The organism is Streptosporangium sp. NPDC020072 (assembly GCF_040631445.1).
Taxonomy (GTDB): domain Bacteria; phylum Actinomycetota; class Actinomycetes; order Streptosporangiales; family Streptosporangiaceae; genus Streptosporangium.
The window spans coordinates 410,459-423,622 of the sequence record NZ_JBEYAB010000008.1; the positions used below are offsets into that span (position 1 = coordinate 410,459).

14 protein-coding genes are annotated in these 13,164 nt (G+C 69.9%); 7 read left to right on the forward strand and 7 right to left on the reverse strand.

All coding sequences use genetic code 11. The features are described from left to right. Positions 1-66 precede the first annotated feature (66 nt). The 3 genes from ABZ470_RS21935 (at position 67) to ABZ470_RS21945 (ending at position 3,615) form a co-directional block, all read left to right on the forward strand. On the forward strand, positions 67-714 hold the full coding sequence (locus ABZ470_RS21935; RefSeq protein ID WP_362913344.1) for a TetR family transcriptional regulator C-terminal domain-containing protein: 648 nt from the start codon (positions 67-69) through the stop codon (positions 712-714). Between the two features lie 1,168 nt (positions 715-1,882). Beyond that, positions 1,883-2,350: a hypothetical protein gene (locus ABZ470_RS21940; RefSeq protein WP_362913346.1), complete on the forward strand. Its 468-nt coding sequence runs from the start codon at positions 1,883-1,885 to the stop codon at positions 2,348-2,350. A 263-nt stretch (positions 2,351-2,613) separates the two neighbouring features. Further along, entirely contained in the window at positions 2,614-3,615 is a 1,002-nt protein-coding gene (locus tag ABZ470_RS21945) for a tyrosine-type recombinase/integrase (RefSeq protein ID WP_362913348.1), read from the forward strand. Here ABZ470_RS21945 and ABZ470_RS21950 read toward each other — a convergent pair. Then, complete coding sequence (locus ABZ470_RS21950) at positions 3,612-3,866, reverse strand: helix-turn-helix transcriptional regulator (protein ID WP_352012507.1); 255 nt, start codon at positions 3,864-3,866, stop codon at positions 3,612-3,614. The genes ABZ470_RS21945 and ABZ470_RS21950 overlap by 4 nt on opposite strands. 62 nt (positions 3,867-3,928) lie before the next feature. On the opposite strand from ABZ470_RS21950, the gene map reads away from it, so the two are divergent. Further along, on the forward strand, positions 3,929-4,696 hold the full coding sequence (map, locus tag ABZ470_RS21955; RefSeq protein ID WP_362913350.1) for a type I methionyl aminopeptidase: 768 nt from the start codon (positions 3,929-3,931) through the stop codon (positions 4,694-4,696). On the opposite strand, the gene ABZ470_RS21960 is transcribed toward map, so the two are convergent. Next, a complete protein-coding gene (locus ABZ470_RS21960) occupies positions 4,683-5,510 on the reverse strand; it encodes a MerR family transcriptional regulator (protein ID WP_352012509.1) in 828 nt (275 codons plus the stop codon). The two genes, map and ABZ470_RS21960, sit on opposite strands and share 14 nt — an antisense overlap. 133 nt (positions 5,511-5,643) lie before the next feature. Between ABZ470_RS21960 and ABZ470_RS21965 the strand changes: the two genes are divergently transcribed. Next, positions 5,644-5,943 (forward strand): DUF3817 domain-containing protein, encoded by a 300-nt coding sequence (locus ABZ470_RS21965; protein ID WP_352012510.1) that lies wholly within the window; start codon positions 5,644-5,646, stop codon positions 5,941-5,943. A gap of 6 nt (positions 5,944-5,949) precedes the next feature. On the opposite strand, the gene ABZ470_RS21970 is transcribed toward ABZ470_RS21965, so the two are convergent. Next, on the reverse strand, positions 5,950-7,554 hold the full coding sequence (locus ABZ470_RS21970; protein WP_362913352.1) for an ABC-F family ATP-binding cassette domain-containing protein: 1,605 nt from the start codon (positions 7,552-7,554) through the stop codon (positions 5,950-5,952). A 110-nt stretch (positions 7,555-7,664) separates the two neighbouring features. Beyond that, positions 7,665-8,642: a DUF4037 domain-containing protein gene (locus tag ABZ470_RS21975; RefSeq protein WP_362913354.1), complete on the reverse strand. Its 978-nt coding sequence runs from the start codon at positions 8,640-8,642 to the stop codon at positions 7,665-7,667. Between the two features lie 165 nt (positions 8,643-8,807). Here ABZ470_RS21975 and ABZ470_RS21980 point away from each other — a divergent pair, with 165 nt between their 5' ends. Continuing rightward, complete coding sequence (locus ABZ470_RS21980; RefSeq protein WP_362781385.1) at positions 8,808-9,782, forward strand: tyrosine-type recombinase/integrase; 975 nt, start codon at positions 8,808-8,810, stop codon at positions 9,780-9,782. 30 nt (positions 9,783-9,812) lie between these two features. Here the strand turns inward: ABZ470_RS21980 and ABZ470_RS21985 are convergent, their stop codons facing one another. The 3 genes from ABZ470_RS21985 to ABZ470_RS21995 are packed head-to-tail and all read right to left on the reverse strand — an operon-like array spanning position 9,813 to position 12,015. Next, positions 9,813-10,775 (reverse strand): hypothetical protein, encoded by a 963-nt coding sequence (locus tag ABZ470_RS21985; RefSeq protein ID WP_362913356.1) that lies wholly within the window; start codon positions 10,773-10,775, stop codon positions 9,813-9,815. Next, positions 10,772-11,617 (reverse strand): ABC transporter ATP-binding protein, encoded by an 846-nt coding sequence (locus ABZ470_RS21990; RefSeq protein ID WP_362913358.1) that lies wholly within the window; start codon positions 11,615-11,617, stop codon positions 10,772-10,774. The genes ABZ470_RS21985 and ABZ470_RS21990 overlap by 4 nt, the downstream gene beginning before the upstream one ends. Beyond that, positions 11,614-12,015 carry a GntR family transcriptional regulator gene (locus ABZ470_RS21995; protein WP_362913360.1) on the reverse strand — a complete coding sequence of 134 codons (402 nt, stop codon included), beginning with the start codon at positions 12,013-12,015 and terminating at the stop codon, positions 11,614-11,616. The genes ABZ470_RS21990 and ABZ470_RS21995 overlap by 4 nt, the downstream gene beginning before the upstream one ends. A 462-nt stretch (positions 12,016-12,477) precedes the next feature. Between ABZ470_RS21995 and ABZ470_RS22000 the strand changes: the two genes are divergently transcribed. Beyond that, entirely contained in the window at positions 12,478-13,128 is a 651-nt protein-coding gene (locus tag ABZ470_RS22000; RefSeq protein ID WP_362913362.1) for a lysophospholipid acyltransferase family protein, read from the forward strand. Positions 13,129-13,164 lie beyond the last annotated feature (36 nt).

The following is a 13,164-nucleotide window of genomic DNA, read 5'->3' on the forward strand; positions in this document are numbered from 1 at the left end:
ATTGATACACACGTATACGGTACGGTTGTATCAACATTGTGAGGCCACGTCCACCAGGAAGCACCCGTGAACCGGACCGACAACCGCGAAACCCGCCGCCACGACATCACCGAAGCCGTCCTGCGCGTCATGACCCGATCAGGACTGCACGCCGTCACCATGCGCGCCGTCGCCGCGGAGGCCGACGTCTCCCTCCGCCTGGTCCAGCACTACTTCGAGACCAAACAACACCTCATGCACACCACCCTGAACCGGCTCACCGAAGAGATGACCCAACGCCTGCGCACCCGCCTCACCGGCGCCCACCGGCCACGCGACGTCATGGAGGCCGTCCTCGCCGAAGCCGTCCCCACCGACGAACGCAGCCGCGCCTTCCACCTGGCCTACACCTCCTACGCCGTCCTGGCCGTCACCGACGAGACACTCGCCGCGCACCCCTTCCTGAACGCACCCGACGCCATGGAGACCTTCGTCACCCGCCAGCTGACCCAGGCCCGCGACGACGGAGACCTCGCACCCGGCCTCGACCCGCGCACCGAGGCCGTCACCCTGCTGGCGACCGCCGCCGGACTGGGCGTCGCCGTCCTCGCCGGGCAACGCACCCCGCAGGAGGCCACCGCGATCCTGCACAGCGGGCTCGCCCGCCTGTTCCCGAACCCCGCGAGCCCCGGAGAACAGGGAAAGACCACGGCGGAGGAGGGCGGTCACAAGTGATGCATAAGTAAAATTATGCATCAAAACCGCCGGAGAGCCCCGGAGAGCCCGCGGCGACGCCCGCCCGGCGAACGCCGGCCCCGGAGTTCCGTACGGCGAACACACCGGAACACGGCACGGCGAACACACCGCGACGGCCGGGCACCGGGTAACGCGCACCGGCCGTCCGGGAGAACACCGCCCGCCCGTAAATCGATCATGAAGAACGGGGAAACGGAGCTCCCGGCACGCCTGCGGCCTCCAGGCGCGGCGAGGTTCCGGCGAACGACCGAACGCGGACGGCCGACGGCATCCGGCCTGCCCGGACGGTCCTGGCCGACGGAGGGACGCCGACCCGGGTGCGCGGCTCCGGCGCCCCCTGGCTCCGCCACTTCACCCGCTTTGTCCGGAAAAATCGTGATACCGAACAGAAACCCAATTCTGTTCGGTATAAGAAATCCCGGCCCAGGACGGAAGCACCGCCCCCGCGGCCCCGGCGTCCCGCTCCCCACACAGACAACACGGAACGACGCGGGTCCGGCGCTCCCCCGCAGGGACCTGCCCGGCGGGTCCGCGGAACCGCGACCGGCCTCCCCGGCCGAGCCGCCGGGCCCGGGGCGAGGACGCGACGGACGGCCCAGCCGGGGCCGGTGACGGCGCGGTGAAGCCGGCCCCCGGTCGAGGTGGTGGCGAACGGGAGGCCGTCCCGTGCCGTGGGCGGGCGGGACGGGTCCGGTTCGCGCTCGGTTGTGGTGAAGAGGGTGTGTCCTTTCGAATCGAAAGGTCCGCTGACGCGTCCGTCGTTGGTGTGGAATTCGTTGATGACGCGTTGGTCGAAGGGCGTGGAGTTTTTTTGTGGTTTTGTGCGTGGAGGGCGGGTGGTGTTTTCGTTCCTGTCGGGGAAAGGTTTGAGGAGTTTGTCGGCTGCCGGGTTTTTCGGTGGTCTGCGCCGGTTTTGTGGGGTGGGTCTCCGGGGGCCGGGGGTCGCCGCCCGGCGGGGCGCCTTACTCAGGTGCGGTTCGTGGCCGGTCCGGCGGGGCAGGGCCGGATCCTGGTGGTTTTCGTCCTGGAGGGTTTTTCCTGAAATGTTGTCCGGCGGCTGGGTTTTGCCCTCTTGGTTGCGGTGGGCTCCTGGAATTGTCGGTGCCGGGTTCTACGATGAGCCGACTCTCAGGAAGGGTGTTCGCCGATGCTTGACTCGCTGATTGTGCCGTTGCTGGTGACCACGGATTTGCCGCCGGACGCTGATCTGGCGGAGTTTGGGCGGCTGCTCGCCGACGCGGTGCGGGAGCCGGGCCGGGGTGCGGTGTCGTATGCGGGTTTTCTGCACGGCGCGGTGTTCTGGCTTGATCCGCCGAGGGTGTCGGCGGAGCGTGAGGCCGGGGTTGGGCCGGTGGCCGAGGAGTTGCGGTTCGCGGCGTTGCTGGGTCATCTGTCGGTGAGCGGCGGGTGCGGGCGGGTCAAGGACGTGGTGGCCGACGTGGGCAGGGCGGTGACGGAGGCGGTCGCGGCTCGTTACGGTGATCTGGGGAGTCCTCCGGCGGTGATGGCGATCCGGGCTGAGGATGTGCGGGAGCGCACTCCCCCGTCGGCGGTCGCGGTCAGTACGGCCGGTGCGGTTGCCGGGTTGGTCGCGGCTGCCCGCCCTTACATGTGACTTGTCCGCCCGTGGGCGGGTGTGATCGTCTACGTTGGGCGGGTGGGCGTGGTCGGCGGTTCGCTGCGCGTCGTCGGCTGGTTTCCCCCTCTCCCCCGTGTGGGTGTGGGGTGCCCGCGGTGGTGTCCGGTGGCGGTCTGTGTGCCAGGCGGGGTGGTCTGGGGCGGGTACGGCCGGGCTGATCGTCGAGGAAGGGTGTCCGGGGAGTCATGCGGCCAGCGGGTCTGAATCGCCTCACGGTGCGGGAGTCGGCCGATCGGTATGTGGAGTTGGTGCGGGCCAAGACGTTGACGGGGGCGTTGTCTCCGGCGACGGCGGAGGTTTACGCGCGTGATGTGGCGACGTTCGTGGGGTTGGCGGGTGAGGAGACGGTTCTCGATGATCTGACCGGTGAGGACGTCGATGCGGTTCTGCTGGCGTTCGCGCGTAAGCCCGATGGGCGGCGGGCCGATCCCGGTCAGGGGGGCGGGGTGCAGTCGGCTTCGTCGCAGGCGAGGTTTCGGCGGTCGGTTTCCGCGTTGTTCAAGCACGCGTCGCTGGCGGGGTGGGTGCAGGTCAATCCGATGGCGTTGGTGACGGTTTCGGCCAAGGAGCGTGGCGGGTTGCGGCCGCAGCGGCGGGCGTTGACGCGGGAGCAGGCTCAGGGGTTGGTCGGGGCGGCGCGGGAGTTGGGTGACGGGCCGGTTGAGGAGGCGGGGCGGGCGCGGCGGCGTGATCAGCGGACGGAGTTGCGGGATGCGTTGATCGTGTTGTTGCTGTCGACGATGGGGCCGCGGGTTTCGGAGTTGGTGCGGGCGGATGTGGAGGATTTCTACACCAACGACGGGGTGCGTTACTGGCGGATCTTCGGTAAGGGCGGTAAGACGCGTGATGTGCCGTTGCCGGGTGATGTGGCGCGGGTGCTTGAGGCGTATCTGTCGTGGCGGGGTGAGGTTCTGCGGGGGGTGCAGGACAAGGCGTTGCTGTTGTCGTGGCGGGGCAGGCGGCTGGCGCGGGGGGATGTTCAGGCGGTGATCGATCGGGTGCAGCGGCGGGTTGATCCGGATCGGCGGCGTTCGGTGACGCCGCATGGGTTGCGGCATACGACGGCGACGCATCTGCTGGCCGAGGCGGTGGACATGGACGCGGTGCGGCGGGTGCTGGGGCACGGTGATCTGGCGACGCTGGGGCGTTACCGGGATGAGTTGCCGGGTGAGCTGGAGGTGGCGATGCGGGCTCATCCGTTGTTGCGGGAGCGGGGGGTTGCGGGCGGGGGCGGGGTTTAGGCGGCGCGTTCGGCGGTGCAGACCTCGGCGAGGACGTCCATGGAGATGTTCAGGGTCTGGGCGAGGGCGGCGATGGTGAAGAAGGCGGGGGTGGGGACCCTGCCGGTTTCGATCTTGCGGAGGGTCTCCGCGGACAGTCCGGCGGCGGCGGCGACCTCCGTCATGCTGCGGGTGCCGCGGGCCTGGCGTAGCAGGGCGCCCAGGCGGTGGCCGCGTTCGTGGTCGAGTTCGGTCAGTGGGGGTCGCACCATGTGCGGAAGCTTAGCAAACGTGATAACAATACCGGTATAAGTATTGGACCGGAAGGTGACACGTGGTCGAGATCAAAACAACGGCAGAACTGGAAGCCATGCGCGAGGCCGGACGCGTCGTCGCCAACGCACTACAGGCGACACGCGACCAGGCAACCCCCGGCACCACCCTCCTCGAACTCAACGAAACCGCCGCCACCGTCATCTCGGCGGCCGGCGCCAAACCCGCCTTCCTCCACTACAAACCCCACTTCGCCCCCACCCCCTTCCCCGCCGTCATCTGCACCTCCGTCAACGACGTCCTCGTCCACGGCATCCCCGACCACTACCGGCTACGCCCCGGCGACCTGCTCAGCATCGACTGCGGCGCCTACCTCGACGGCTGGGCCGCCGACGCCGCGATCAGCCTCACCGTCGGCCCGGCCGACCCCCAGGACCTGAAACTCATCAACGACGCCGAAACCGCCCTCGCCAACGCCATCACCACCTGCACACCCGGCGGCCGACTGGGCGACATCGGCCACGCCGTCGCCACCGTCGGCCGCCAAGCCGGATACGGCATCCCCACCGACTTCGGAGGCCACGGCGTCGGCCGCGCCATGCACGAAGACCCACACGTCGCCAACCACGGCCGCCCAGGCCGCGGAATGACCCTCCGCCCCGGCCTCGTCCTCGCCATCGAACCCATGTTCATGGCCGGAGGCCACGACACCTACCTCACCGCCCCCGACGGCTGGGCCCTGACCAGCGTCGACGGCAGCCAAGCCGTCCACGTCGAACACACCGTCGCCATCACCGACGACGGCCCCCGCATCCTCACCCTGCCGTGAGACCCTCCGAAAGACCCTGCTCCCCCAACCTGACCATCACCCGGGTACGCAACCGATCCGGCGAAGTCCGCGCCGGATCCGACAGATAAACCTCCCGAATCGGCCCATCCGGCGTATGACCCCGCTCAGCACACCACGCCAACACAGCATGCGCGGTCAAATCAATCTGGTCATACGGCCCCACATGCACCGCCCCCGCGAACACCCCACCCGGCAGAATGTACGGCCGCGTCCCCCGCGGAGCAGGCCCCCCGAACTCCGCCGCGACCACCACCGGAATCGGCTCCCCCATCTCCACCGGAAACAAACCCGTCAACCGCAACCCCTCCTCCAACCCGCCTTCCCGGACAGCACGCACCAACGACGCCACACACGCCCCCGTCGCCCGAGCGATGTCCTGCGGCGAAACCGCCTCATCACGCACCAACACCACCTGACGGGGCCCCTGCCGCTCCACCGTCACCTCAACCGGCGGCACCCCCGACACCAACAACCGCTCCAACGTCGCCAACGTACGGCTCCGCCGCGCCAGCTCCGCCTCCAACTCATCACGCACCCGCCCCAGCACCTCAGCCACCGCCACCCCCGACAACACCTCACCGACAGCGCTCAACGGCACATCCAACGACCGCAGCAACCCGATCGACAACGCCTGCCTGGCCTGCGCCACCCGGTAATACCGGTAACCACTGTCAGGATCGATCCACGCCGGAACCAGCAACCCCAAATCCGCGTAATGCCGCAACTGCTTCACACTCAACCGGCACAACCTCGCGAACTGCCCGATCGGCAGCAGCCCATCATCCACATCCACCCCTCCAGCATGCCGCCCCCACCAGCCCGAAGGCACCGCCGACAACCCGGAAACAGGACCGCCACCCACCACCCCTAAGGTGAGGACCAACCCCACCCCCCGTTCCCGGTCCCCAAGGGAGAGGTCCCCCACCGTGCCCACCACGCTCCGCCTGTTCCGATACGTCGCCATCGCCGAAGCGTGCTCATGGGCCGGACTCCTCATCGGGATGTACTTCAAATACATCGCCGCCACCGGCGACCTCGGCGTCAGAGTGTTCGGCCCCATCCACGGCGCACTGTTCGTCCTCTACGTCGCCGGAGTCATCGCCGCCGCCCGCACCGCCCGCTGGAGCATCCCCACCACGGCACTCGGCCTGGCCTGCGCCATCCCCCCCTTCACCTCCCTGTGGTTCGAACGACGCATGCTCACCCGCCACACCGCCACCGTGTGACCCCCCTCACGACAAAGCGACCAACCCCCGATACTCCTCACCCCACAGATCCTCATCCGCCTCCGGCAACAACAGGACACGATCCGGCCGCAACGCCTCCACGGCCCCCTCATCATGGGTGACCATCACGATCGCCCCCGGATAGGAACCCACCGCCGCCAGCACCTCACCCCGCGACGCCGGATCGAGATTGTTCGTCGGCTCATCCAGCAACAACACATTCGCCCCCGAGTGAACCAACCCCGCCAACACCAGACGCGTCCGCTCCCCACCCGACAACACCCCGGCCGGCTTGTCGACATCGTCCCCCCGGAACAGAAAAGCCCCCAACACCCCCCGCACCTCACCATCCGTCAGATGCGGCGCCACCTCCACCAGGTTCTGCCGCACCGTACGATCCCCCCGGACGGTGTCGTGCTCCTGCGCGAAATACCCCAGCCGCAACCCCTGCCCCCGCACCACCCGGCCACCATCCGGCTCCTCCCGGCCCGCCAGCACACGCAACAACGTCGTCTTGCCCGCACCGTTGAGGCCCAGCACCACCAGCCGGGCACCCCGATCCACCGCCAGATCAACCCCGTCCAGCACCCGGCGGCCGCCATAGGACTTCGACAGGCCCACCGCACCCAACGGTACCCGCCCACACGGCTCAGGCTCCGGCAGCCGAATCCTCGCCACCTTCTCCTCCCGCCGCACCGGCTCAAGACCGGCCAGCATCCGATCCGCCCGCCGCGCCATACTCCTGGCCACCACCGAAGTCGCCGAACGCGCCTTCATCCGATCCGCCTGCGCGTGCAACGACGCCGCCTTACGCTCAGCGTTCACCCGCTCCCGCACCCGCCGCCGCTCATCGGCCTCACGCTGCGCCAGATACGCCGCCCACCCCGTGTTGTGCACATCGACCGCACCCCGCACGGCGTCCACATGGAAGACCCGGTTGACCACCCCGGCCAGCAACGCCGTGTCATGACTGATCACCAACAGCCCACCCCGATACCCCAGCAGGAAAGACCGCAGCCACGCCAGCGCGTCGACATCCAGATGGTTCGTCGGCTCATCCAGCAACAACGTGCCCCCGCCGTACCCCGCGAACAGGATCCGCGCCAGCTCGACCCGGCGCCGCTGCCCACCCGACAACGCCCCCAACGGCTCCGCCAACACCCGCTCAGGCAACCCCAGACCGGCCGCCACCCGAGCCGCCTCCGCCTCCGCCGCGTACCCGCCGCCCGCCTGGAACTCCGCCTCCGCCCGCGCGTAACGAGCCATCGCCCGCTCCAACGCGGGACCCTCCGCCCCGGCCATCGCCCCCTCAGCCACCCGGAGACGACGCGAAACCGCATCCAGGCCACGAGCCGACAGAATCCGATCGGTGACCGAGACCGACTGATCAGCGGCCCGCGAGTCCTGCGCGAGGAACCCCACCGGCCCCCTACGGGTGACCGTCCCCCCAGCCGGCTCCGACAGACCCGCCAGAACCGACAACAACGTCGTCTTGCCCGCACCGTTACGGCCCACCAGGCCCACCCGATCACCAGGAGACACCGAGAAGGAGACATCGGACAGCAACAGACGCGCGCCGGCCCGCACACCGACACCACAGACAGTAATCATGAAAAAACGCTCCGGATAGCGAAAAGGACACACTCCTGACGTGGAAGCGAGTCCTCAGCTAAGAAATCCGGGCGAACATCCCCCCACCATAGCCGCCGCCCCCCACCCCCTCACAACCCCAATACGGCCCCCACCGCCGCCCGGCACCGCACCGGATCCTCAAGCAACTCCGCACACCCACCCAGCTGATCCACCGACCCCGTCAACGGAAACCCCCTGACCACCGGATCGACCACCCCACCGGCCAACGCCTCAGCCACCCCCCACGCGCCACCACCCCGCACCGCCGCCCCCAACCCCAGCCTCCCGTGCAACACCGACACCCGCTCGACCGCCTCCCCCAAACACCGCTCACGAACCCGCCAATCCCCCGCCCCCACCGCCGCCGACAACACCTCACCCAGCTCCGCCGTACCGGAAAGCCGCGCGAACGCACCCCCAACCCACTTCGCATACGGCGGATACCGGCGCCGCACCAGCAACACCAGCCGCATCAACTCCCCCACCAGCGACGCCGTGAACACCGCCGACCCCAGATCGTCGCCCGTCTCCCCGCACCTGCGGGGAAAGGACTCCAACCGCGCCACCCGCCGCCACTGACACGCCAGCACGTAACGCTCCAGATCAGCCGGATACCAGCGCAGCACCGAACGAACCCGCTCCAGAACCCCCAGACCATCGTGGAAAACCTCACCACCGGTGACCTCCGCCAACCGCTGCCAGGGAACCGACAACCAATCCAGCACCCCGGCCCCCGCCAGCGGATCGAACCCCAGCCTGCCCGGCAACCACACCGAGGGCGCCACCACCCGGACCCCGCCCTCCCCCACCACGACCGGATAACCACCGAACACCCGGGGCAACGCCTCGGCCAGCGACGCGGTGACCTCACCCACCGACCCCTCGGGAACGAACACCACCACCCGCGGCCCCCAGCCACGGGCGGCCGAACGCTCGGTGTCGAACGCCAGCACCTCCGAGCCCGGCCCGATCAACGCCGCGCTGTGCGCGACGTCGGCGATGACGGGCCGTACCTCCTGCGTGTAGAAGTCACGTGAAAACTGCAGACCAGGGACAAAACTGGACATCACTCCATTCACTCTGCCTGCCGGAACCGCCTGGCGCACCGGGTTTTCTCCCCTCCGGAGGAGGCCGCCTCCTTCCTGGGTGAGGGGTTTTTGTGGTGCGTGAGGAAGGGCATCCGACCCGGTGGCTTTACAATGTAGATTTCCAGGGTTCGATAAGGTCGCCGGGTGAGCGTGCCCGTGCTGCCCGAGCCCTCCGGGCCCGTCGTCGAACCCGCCCGTGATCCCTACCGGGTGTACCTCGACTCCCTGACCAGCTCCGAGTCCCGCCGCGCCATGCGCGGCTGCCTGGACCGCCTGGCCGGTCTCGTCTCCGGCGGGCAGGCCGCCAGCGGTGAGGGCCAGCCCTGGCATCTGCTGCGTTACGAGCACACCGTGCGCCTGCGCACCCTGATGACCGAACGCGGCTGGTCGGCCGCCTATGTCAACAAACACCTCGTCGCGCTGCGCAGGGTGCTGCGCGAGGCGTGGCGCCTGGGCCAGATGACCGCCGAGGAGTACCAGCGCGCCGCCGACCTTCCCACCGTCGAACACACCCGTCTTCCCGCGGGCAGGCACGTTCCGCCCGAGGTCGTCGGCGCCGCCCTGGCCGCCTGCGACGACGACCCCTCCCCCGCCGGGACACGCGACGCCGCCCTGCTCGCCGTGCTGTACTCCACCGGCTGCAGGCGCGCCGAGATCGCCGCGATGGCCCTGGACGACTACGACCCCGGGGCCCGTTCCCTGCGGGTGCGCGGCAAGCGCGACAAGGAACGGCTGGTCTACCTGACGTCCGAGGCCGTCGGCAGGCTGGAACGGTGGCTGGCCGTACGGGGGCGTCCCGCCGGGGCGCTGTTCTGCCCCATCGGCCGGTACGGCTCGCTCAGGACCACCGGGGCCGGGCCCGCCCCCATGACGGGCCAGGCGGTCGCCGACATCCTGGCCAGGCGGCTGGCTCAGGCCGGGGCCTCCGCCCGCACCCCCCACGACTTCCGGCGCACCTTCATCGGGGAGCTGCTCGACGCGGGCGTCGACCTGGCCACCGCCCAGGCCCTCGTGGGTCACTCCTCCCCCGCCACCACGGCCCGCTACGACCGGCGCCCCGAACGGCGCCGCCGTGAGGCGGTCGACAGGATCACCCTTCCCCCCGCCAGACCGCTGTGACCCGCGGGCGCAGGCCCGTCAGCAGGCCCGTCAGCCGGGCCTGCGCAGCGTGCGGCGTACGGCCAGCCCGGCGAGAGCCGCCGACGCGAGCGTCAGGATGCCCGCCTCGGTCCACTGGAAGCGCCAGAACCTGGACGGCGGGTGGTAGTACACCGCGTGCCGGTACCCCTTGCCGAACAGGCACGCCTCCCACGCTCTGGCGTTCCTGTCGCTCTGTCCCATGTCCGCCCGGTGCGGGCAGCCGCCGACCGACGGCTCGGTGACCTCCCTGCCCGACGGCTCCACCCAGGCGGCGCCCACCAGCCGGGCGTCCGGGTCGGCGAGCAGCACGTCGCCGGACAGCTCGGCGCGCACGGGTTCGGCGTAGTGGTCGCTCAGCTGGAACAGCGTGAACATCGTCACCGTCACCCCCGCCACGACCAGCGCCATCGCGGGCAGCGTCCGCCGGAACAGGGCGCCGGCCGCGACGCCGAGCATGAACGCGTACAGCCACCACACCCCGGGCTGGACCCCGATCATGTTGAACACGCCGATGTTGCCGAAGGTGGAGTCGGCCCCCTTCCTGAACACCGGCCGCCACAGGCTCACCATGAGCGACAGCAGCAGCCCCCCGGCCGTGACCGTCGCGCCCAGGACCGACAGCTTGACCAGCAGCCACCGCCGTACGGACACCGACTGGGTCCAGGCCAGCCGGTGGGTGCCGCGCTCGTACTCGCGGCCGAGCAGCGGCGCGCCCCAGAACGCCCCGATCAGTGCGGGGGCCACCAGCGGCATCCATCCGAAGATCGTGTAGACCGCGCCGTAGCGCCGCCCGAGCGCCACCTCCAGCTCTCCGCACGCCACGTCGGGCCCCGGGCAGCCCGGCGGGGCGTGCTCGGCCACGTACCGGCCCGCCTCGACGGCCGAACCCAGCAGCAGGAGCCCCAGCAGGGCCAGGAAGCCCGCCGTCACGAGGATCTGCGCCCGGTGCTGGCGCCAGGTCACCCAGATCACGCGTCCACCCCCGCCGGTCGCGGCAGGGCCGCCGACTCGGGGCTGCGCAGGTAGCCCATGACGAGTTCCTCCAGCCCGGGGTGTCGTGCCCGCCAGCGCGGGTCGGGCGGGCACGGTCCCCTGACCAGCATGCCGGTCTGCCTGCCGGTACGGCTCTCGCTCACCACCCGTACCCCCGCCGCCGTGGCCTCCCGCGGCCCGGTGAGCACGAGGTGCTCCTGGAGCAGTTCCTCGATGTCACCGCTGACCTGCAGCCGTCCCCCGTTCAGCACGATCAGCCAGTCGCACGTCTCCTCCAGGTCGGAGACGACGTGCGAGGACAGCAGCACGGTCAGCTCCCGATCGGCCACTTCCGCCATGATCGAACGCATCACGTCGTGACGGGCCAGCGGGTCGAGGTTGGCCAGCGGTTCGTCCAGGATGAGCAGGTCCGGCCGGCCGGCCAGGGCCATCGTGACCGCCACCTGCGCCCGCTGCCCGCCCGACAGCCCGCTCACCTTCCGTTCCAGCGGTATGCCCAGCCCGGCGAGCCGGTCGGCGGCGGAGGCCTGGTCCCAGCGGGCGTTCGTCCGGCGGCCGAAGGTGAGCATGTCGGCGACGCTGAAGCCGTCGTACAGCGGTTTGTCCTGCGCCACGAACGCGGCCGTGCCGGCCACGCGGACGCCCCCCGACCTGGGCCGCAGCAGCCCGACGGCCGCGTGCATGAGTGTGGTCTTGCCCGCCCCGTTGGGTCCGACGAGCGCCGCCACCCGGCCTGCGGGCAACGACAGCGAGCAGTCGCGTAACGCCCATGTACGGCGATAGCGAACGCCCAGCCCGGTCGCCTCCAGGACGGGCCTCATGCCACGCCCTCCTTCGCGGCGTCGGTCAGGACCACGGCGAACAGCGCCCGGAGATCCTCCTGGTCGAGTCCCGCCGCGCGGGCCTCGGACACCCACGCCTCCAGGGCGCGCCGCAGCCGTGTGTGCTCGGCGAGCGTCGCGCCCGCGACACCCTGCCGGATGAACGTCCCCATCCCCGGCCGTCCCTCGACCAGGCCCTCGCGCTCCAGCTCCCGGTAGGCCTTGAGCACGGTGTTGGGATTGATGGCCAGGCTCTCGACCACCTCGCGGGCGGTCGGCAACTGGTCCCCGGGACGGAGCACGCCGAGCCGGAGCGCCTGTTTCACCTGGTGAACGAGCTGCAGGTACGTCGCGACGCCCGAGCCCCTGTCCAGGACGAACTCGATCAACGAAAACACCCTTTCACTATTCGATTAGTGAAAGGGTGTTGGAGCCGGTCGTCCGCTGTCAACCCGGCCCCACGCCCGCGCTCCGTACAGGGCCCCGCGCACGGGCCCGCGCCGCATCGGAGCTGACACACCGGGCCCGTTACGGAATAACCACCGTCCGGCGTCCGTTAGAGTGATCGTGCCGATGTGGTTTGTGTCCCCCGGGCCGCAAATTACCGCCTTCACGGAATACCGTTCGGCTGGAGCCGTGTTGTGCCTCTCGCCGAGGAGGCGACCGCCACATCGGCTCAAACGTTCCGCCCCGTGGGAGTCCGCTCCCACGGGGCGTTCGTTTTGCGGTTTCCTCTCGTGGGAGGCCTCCGGCTTTGGAGGGAGGCTACAAACATGAAGACGCCGCCTGTTCGGGTGCACACACCAGCGGGACGCCGGGACACCGCCTAGTGTGGTGATCCCATCTGATGAGGAGAGCCCGTGCTCTATCGCCTGACCAAGATCGTCAGCGCTCCTTTCCTGCACCTGATGTGGCCGACCACGGTCACCGGGGCCGAACACGTGCCGGACACGGGACCGGCGATTCTGGCCTCCAACCACCTGTCCGTGGTGGACTCCACCTTCCTGCCGCTGGTACTGCCCCGCCAGGTGCGTTTCGTCGCCAAGGCCGAGTACTTCACCGGTAACCCCGTCACCGCCGCCTGGATGCGGGCCACCGGGCAGCTCCCCATCGACCGGCAGAGCCCGACCGCCGCCCAGGACATGCTGGACGCCGCCGCCAAGGTGCTCAAGGACGGCGAGCTCTTCGGCATCTACCCCGAGGGCACCCGTTCCCCCGACGGCCGTCTCTACCGCGGCAAGATCGGAGTCGCCTGGCTCGCCCTGGCCACCGGCGCCCCGGTCATCCCGGTGGCGATGAAGGGCACGGACAAGGTCCTGCCGATCGGCACCGGCGTGCCCAGGTTCGGCAGGGTCGGCATCCGGATCGGAGCGCCCCTGACCTTCACCGGTTCGCACACCGACGCCCGTGACCGCCGCCGGGTGACCGATGAGATCATGGACGCGATCCACGCGCTGTCCGGCCAGGAGCGTGCCCCGGGATACGCCCCCAGCCGCAGTAAGGACAATTGACTATTTGTCGTCACAATTCGGGGCGTTCACGCTAGG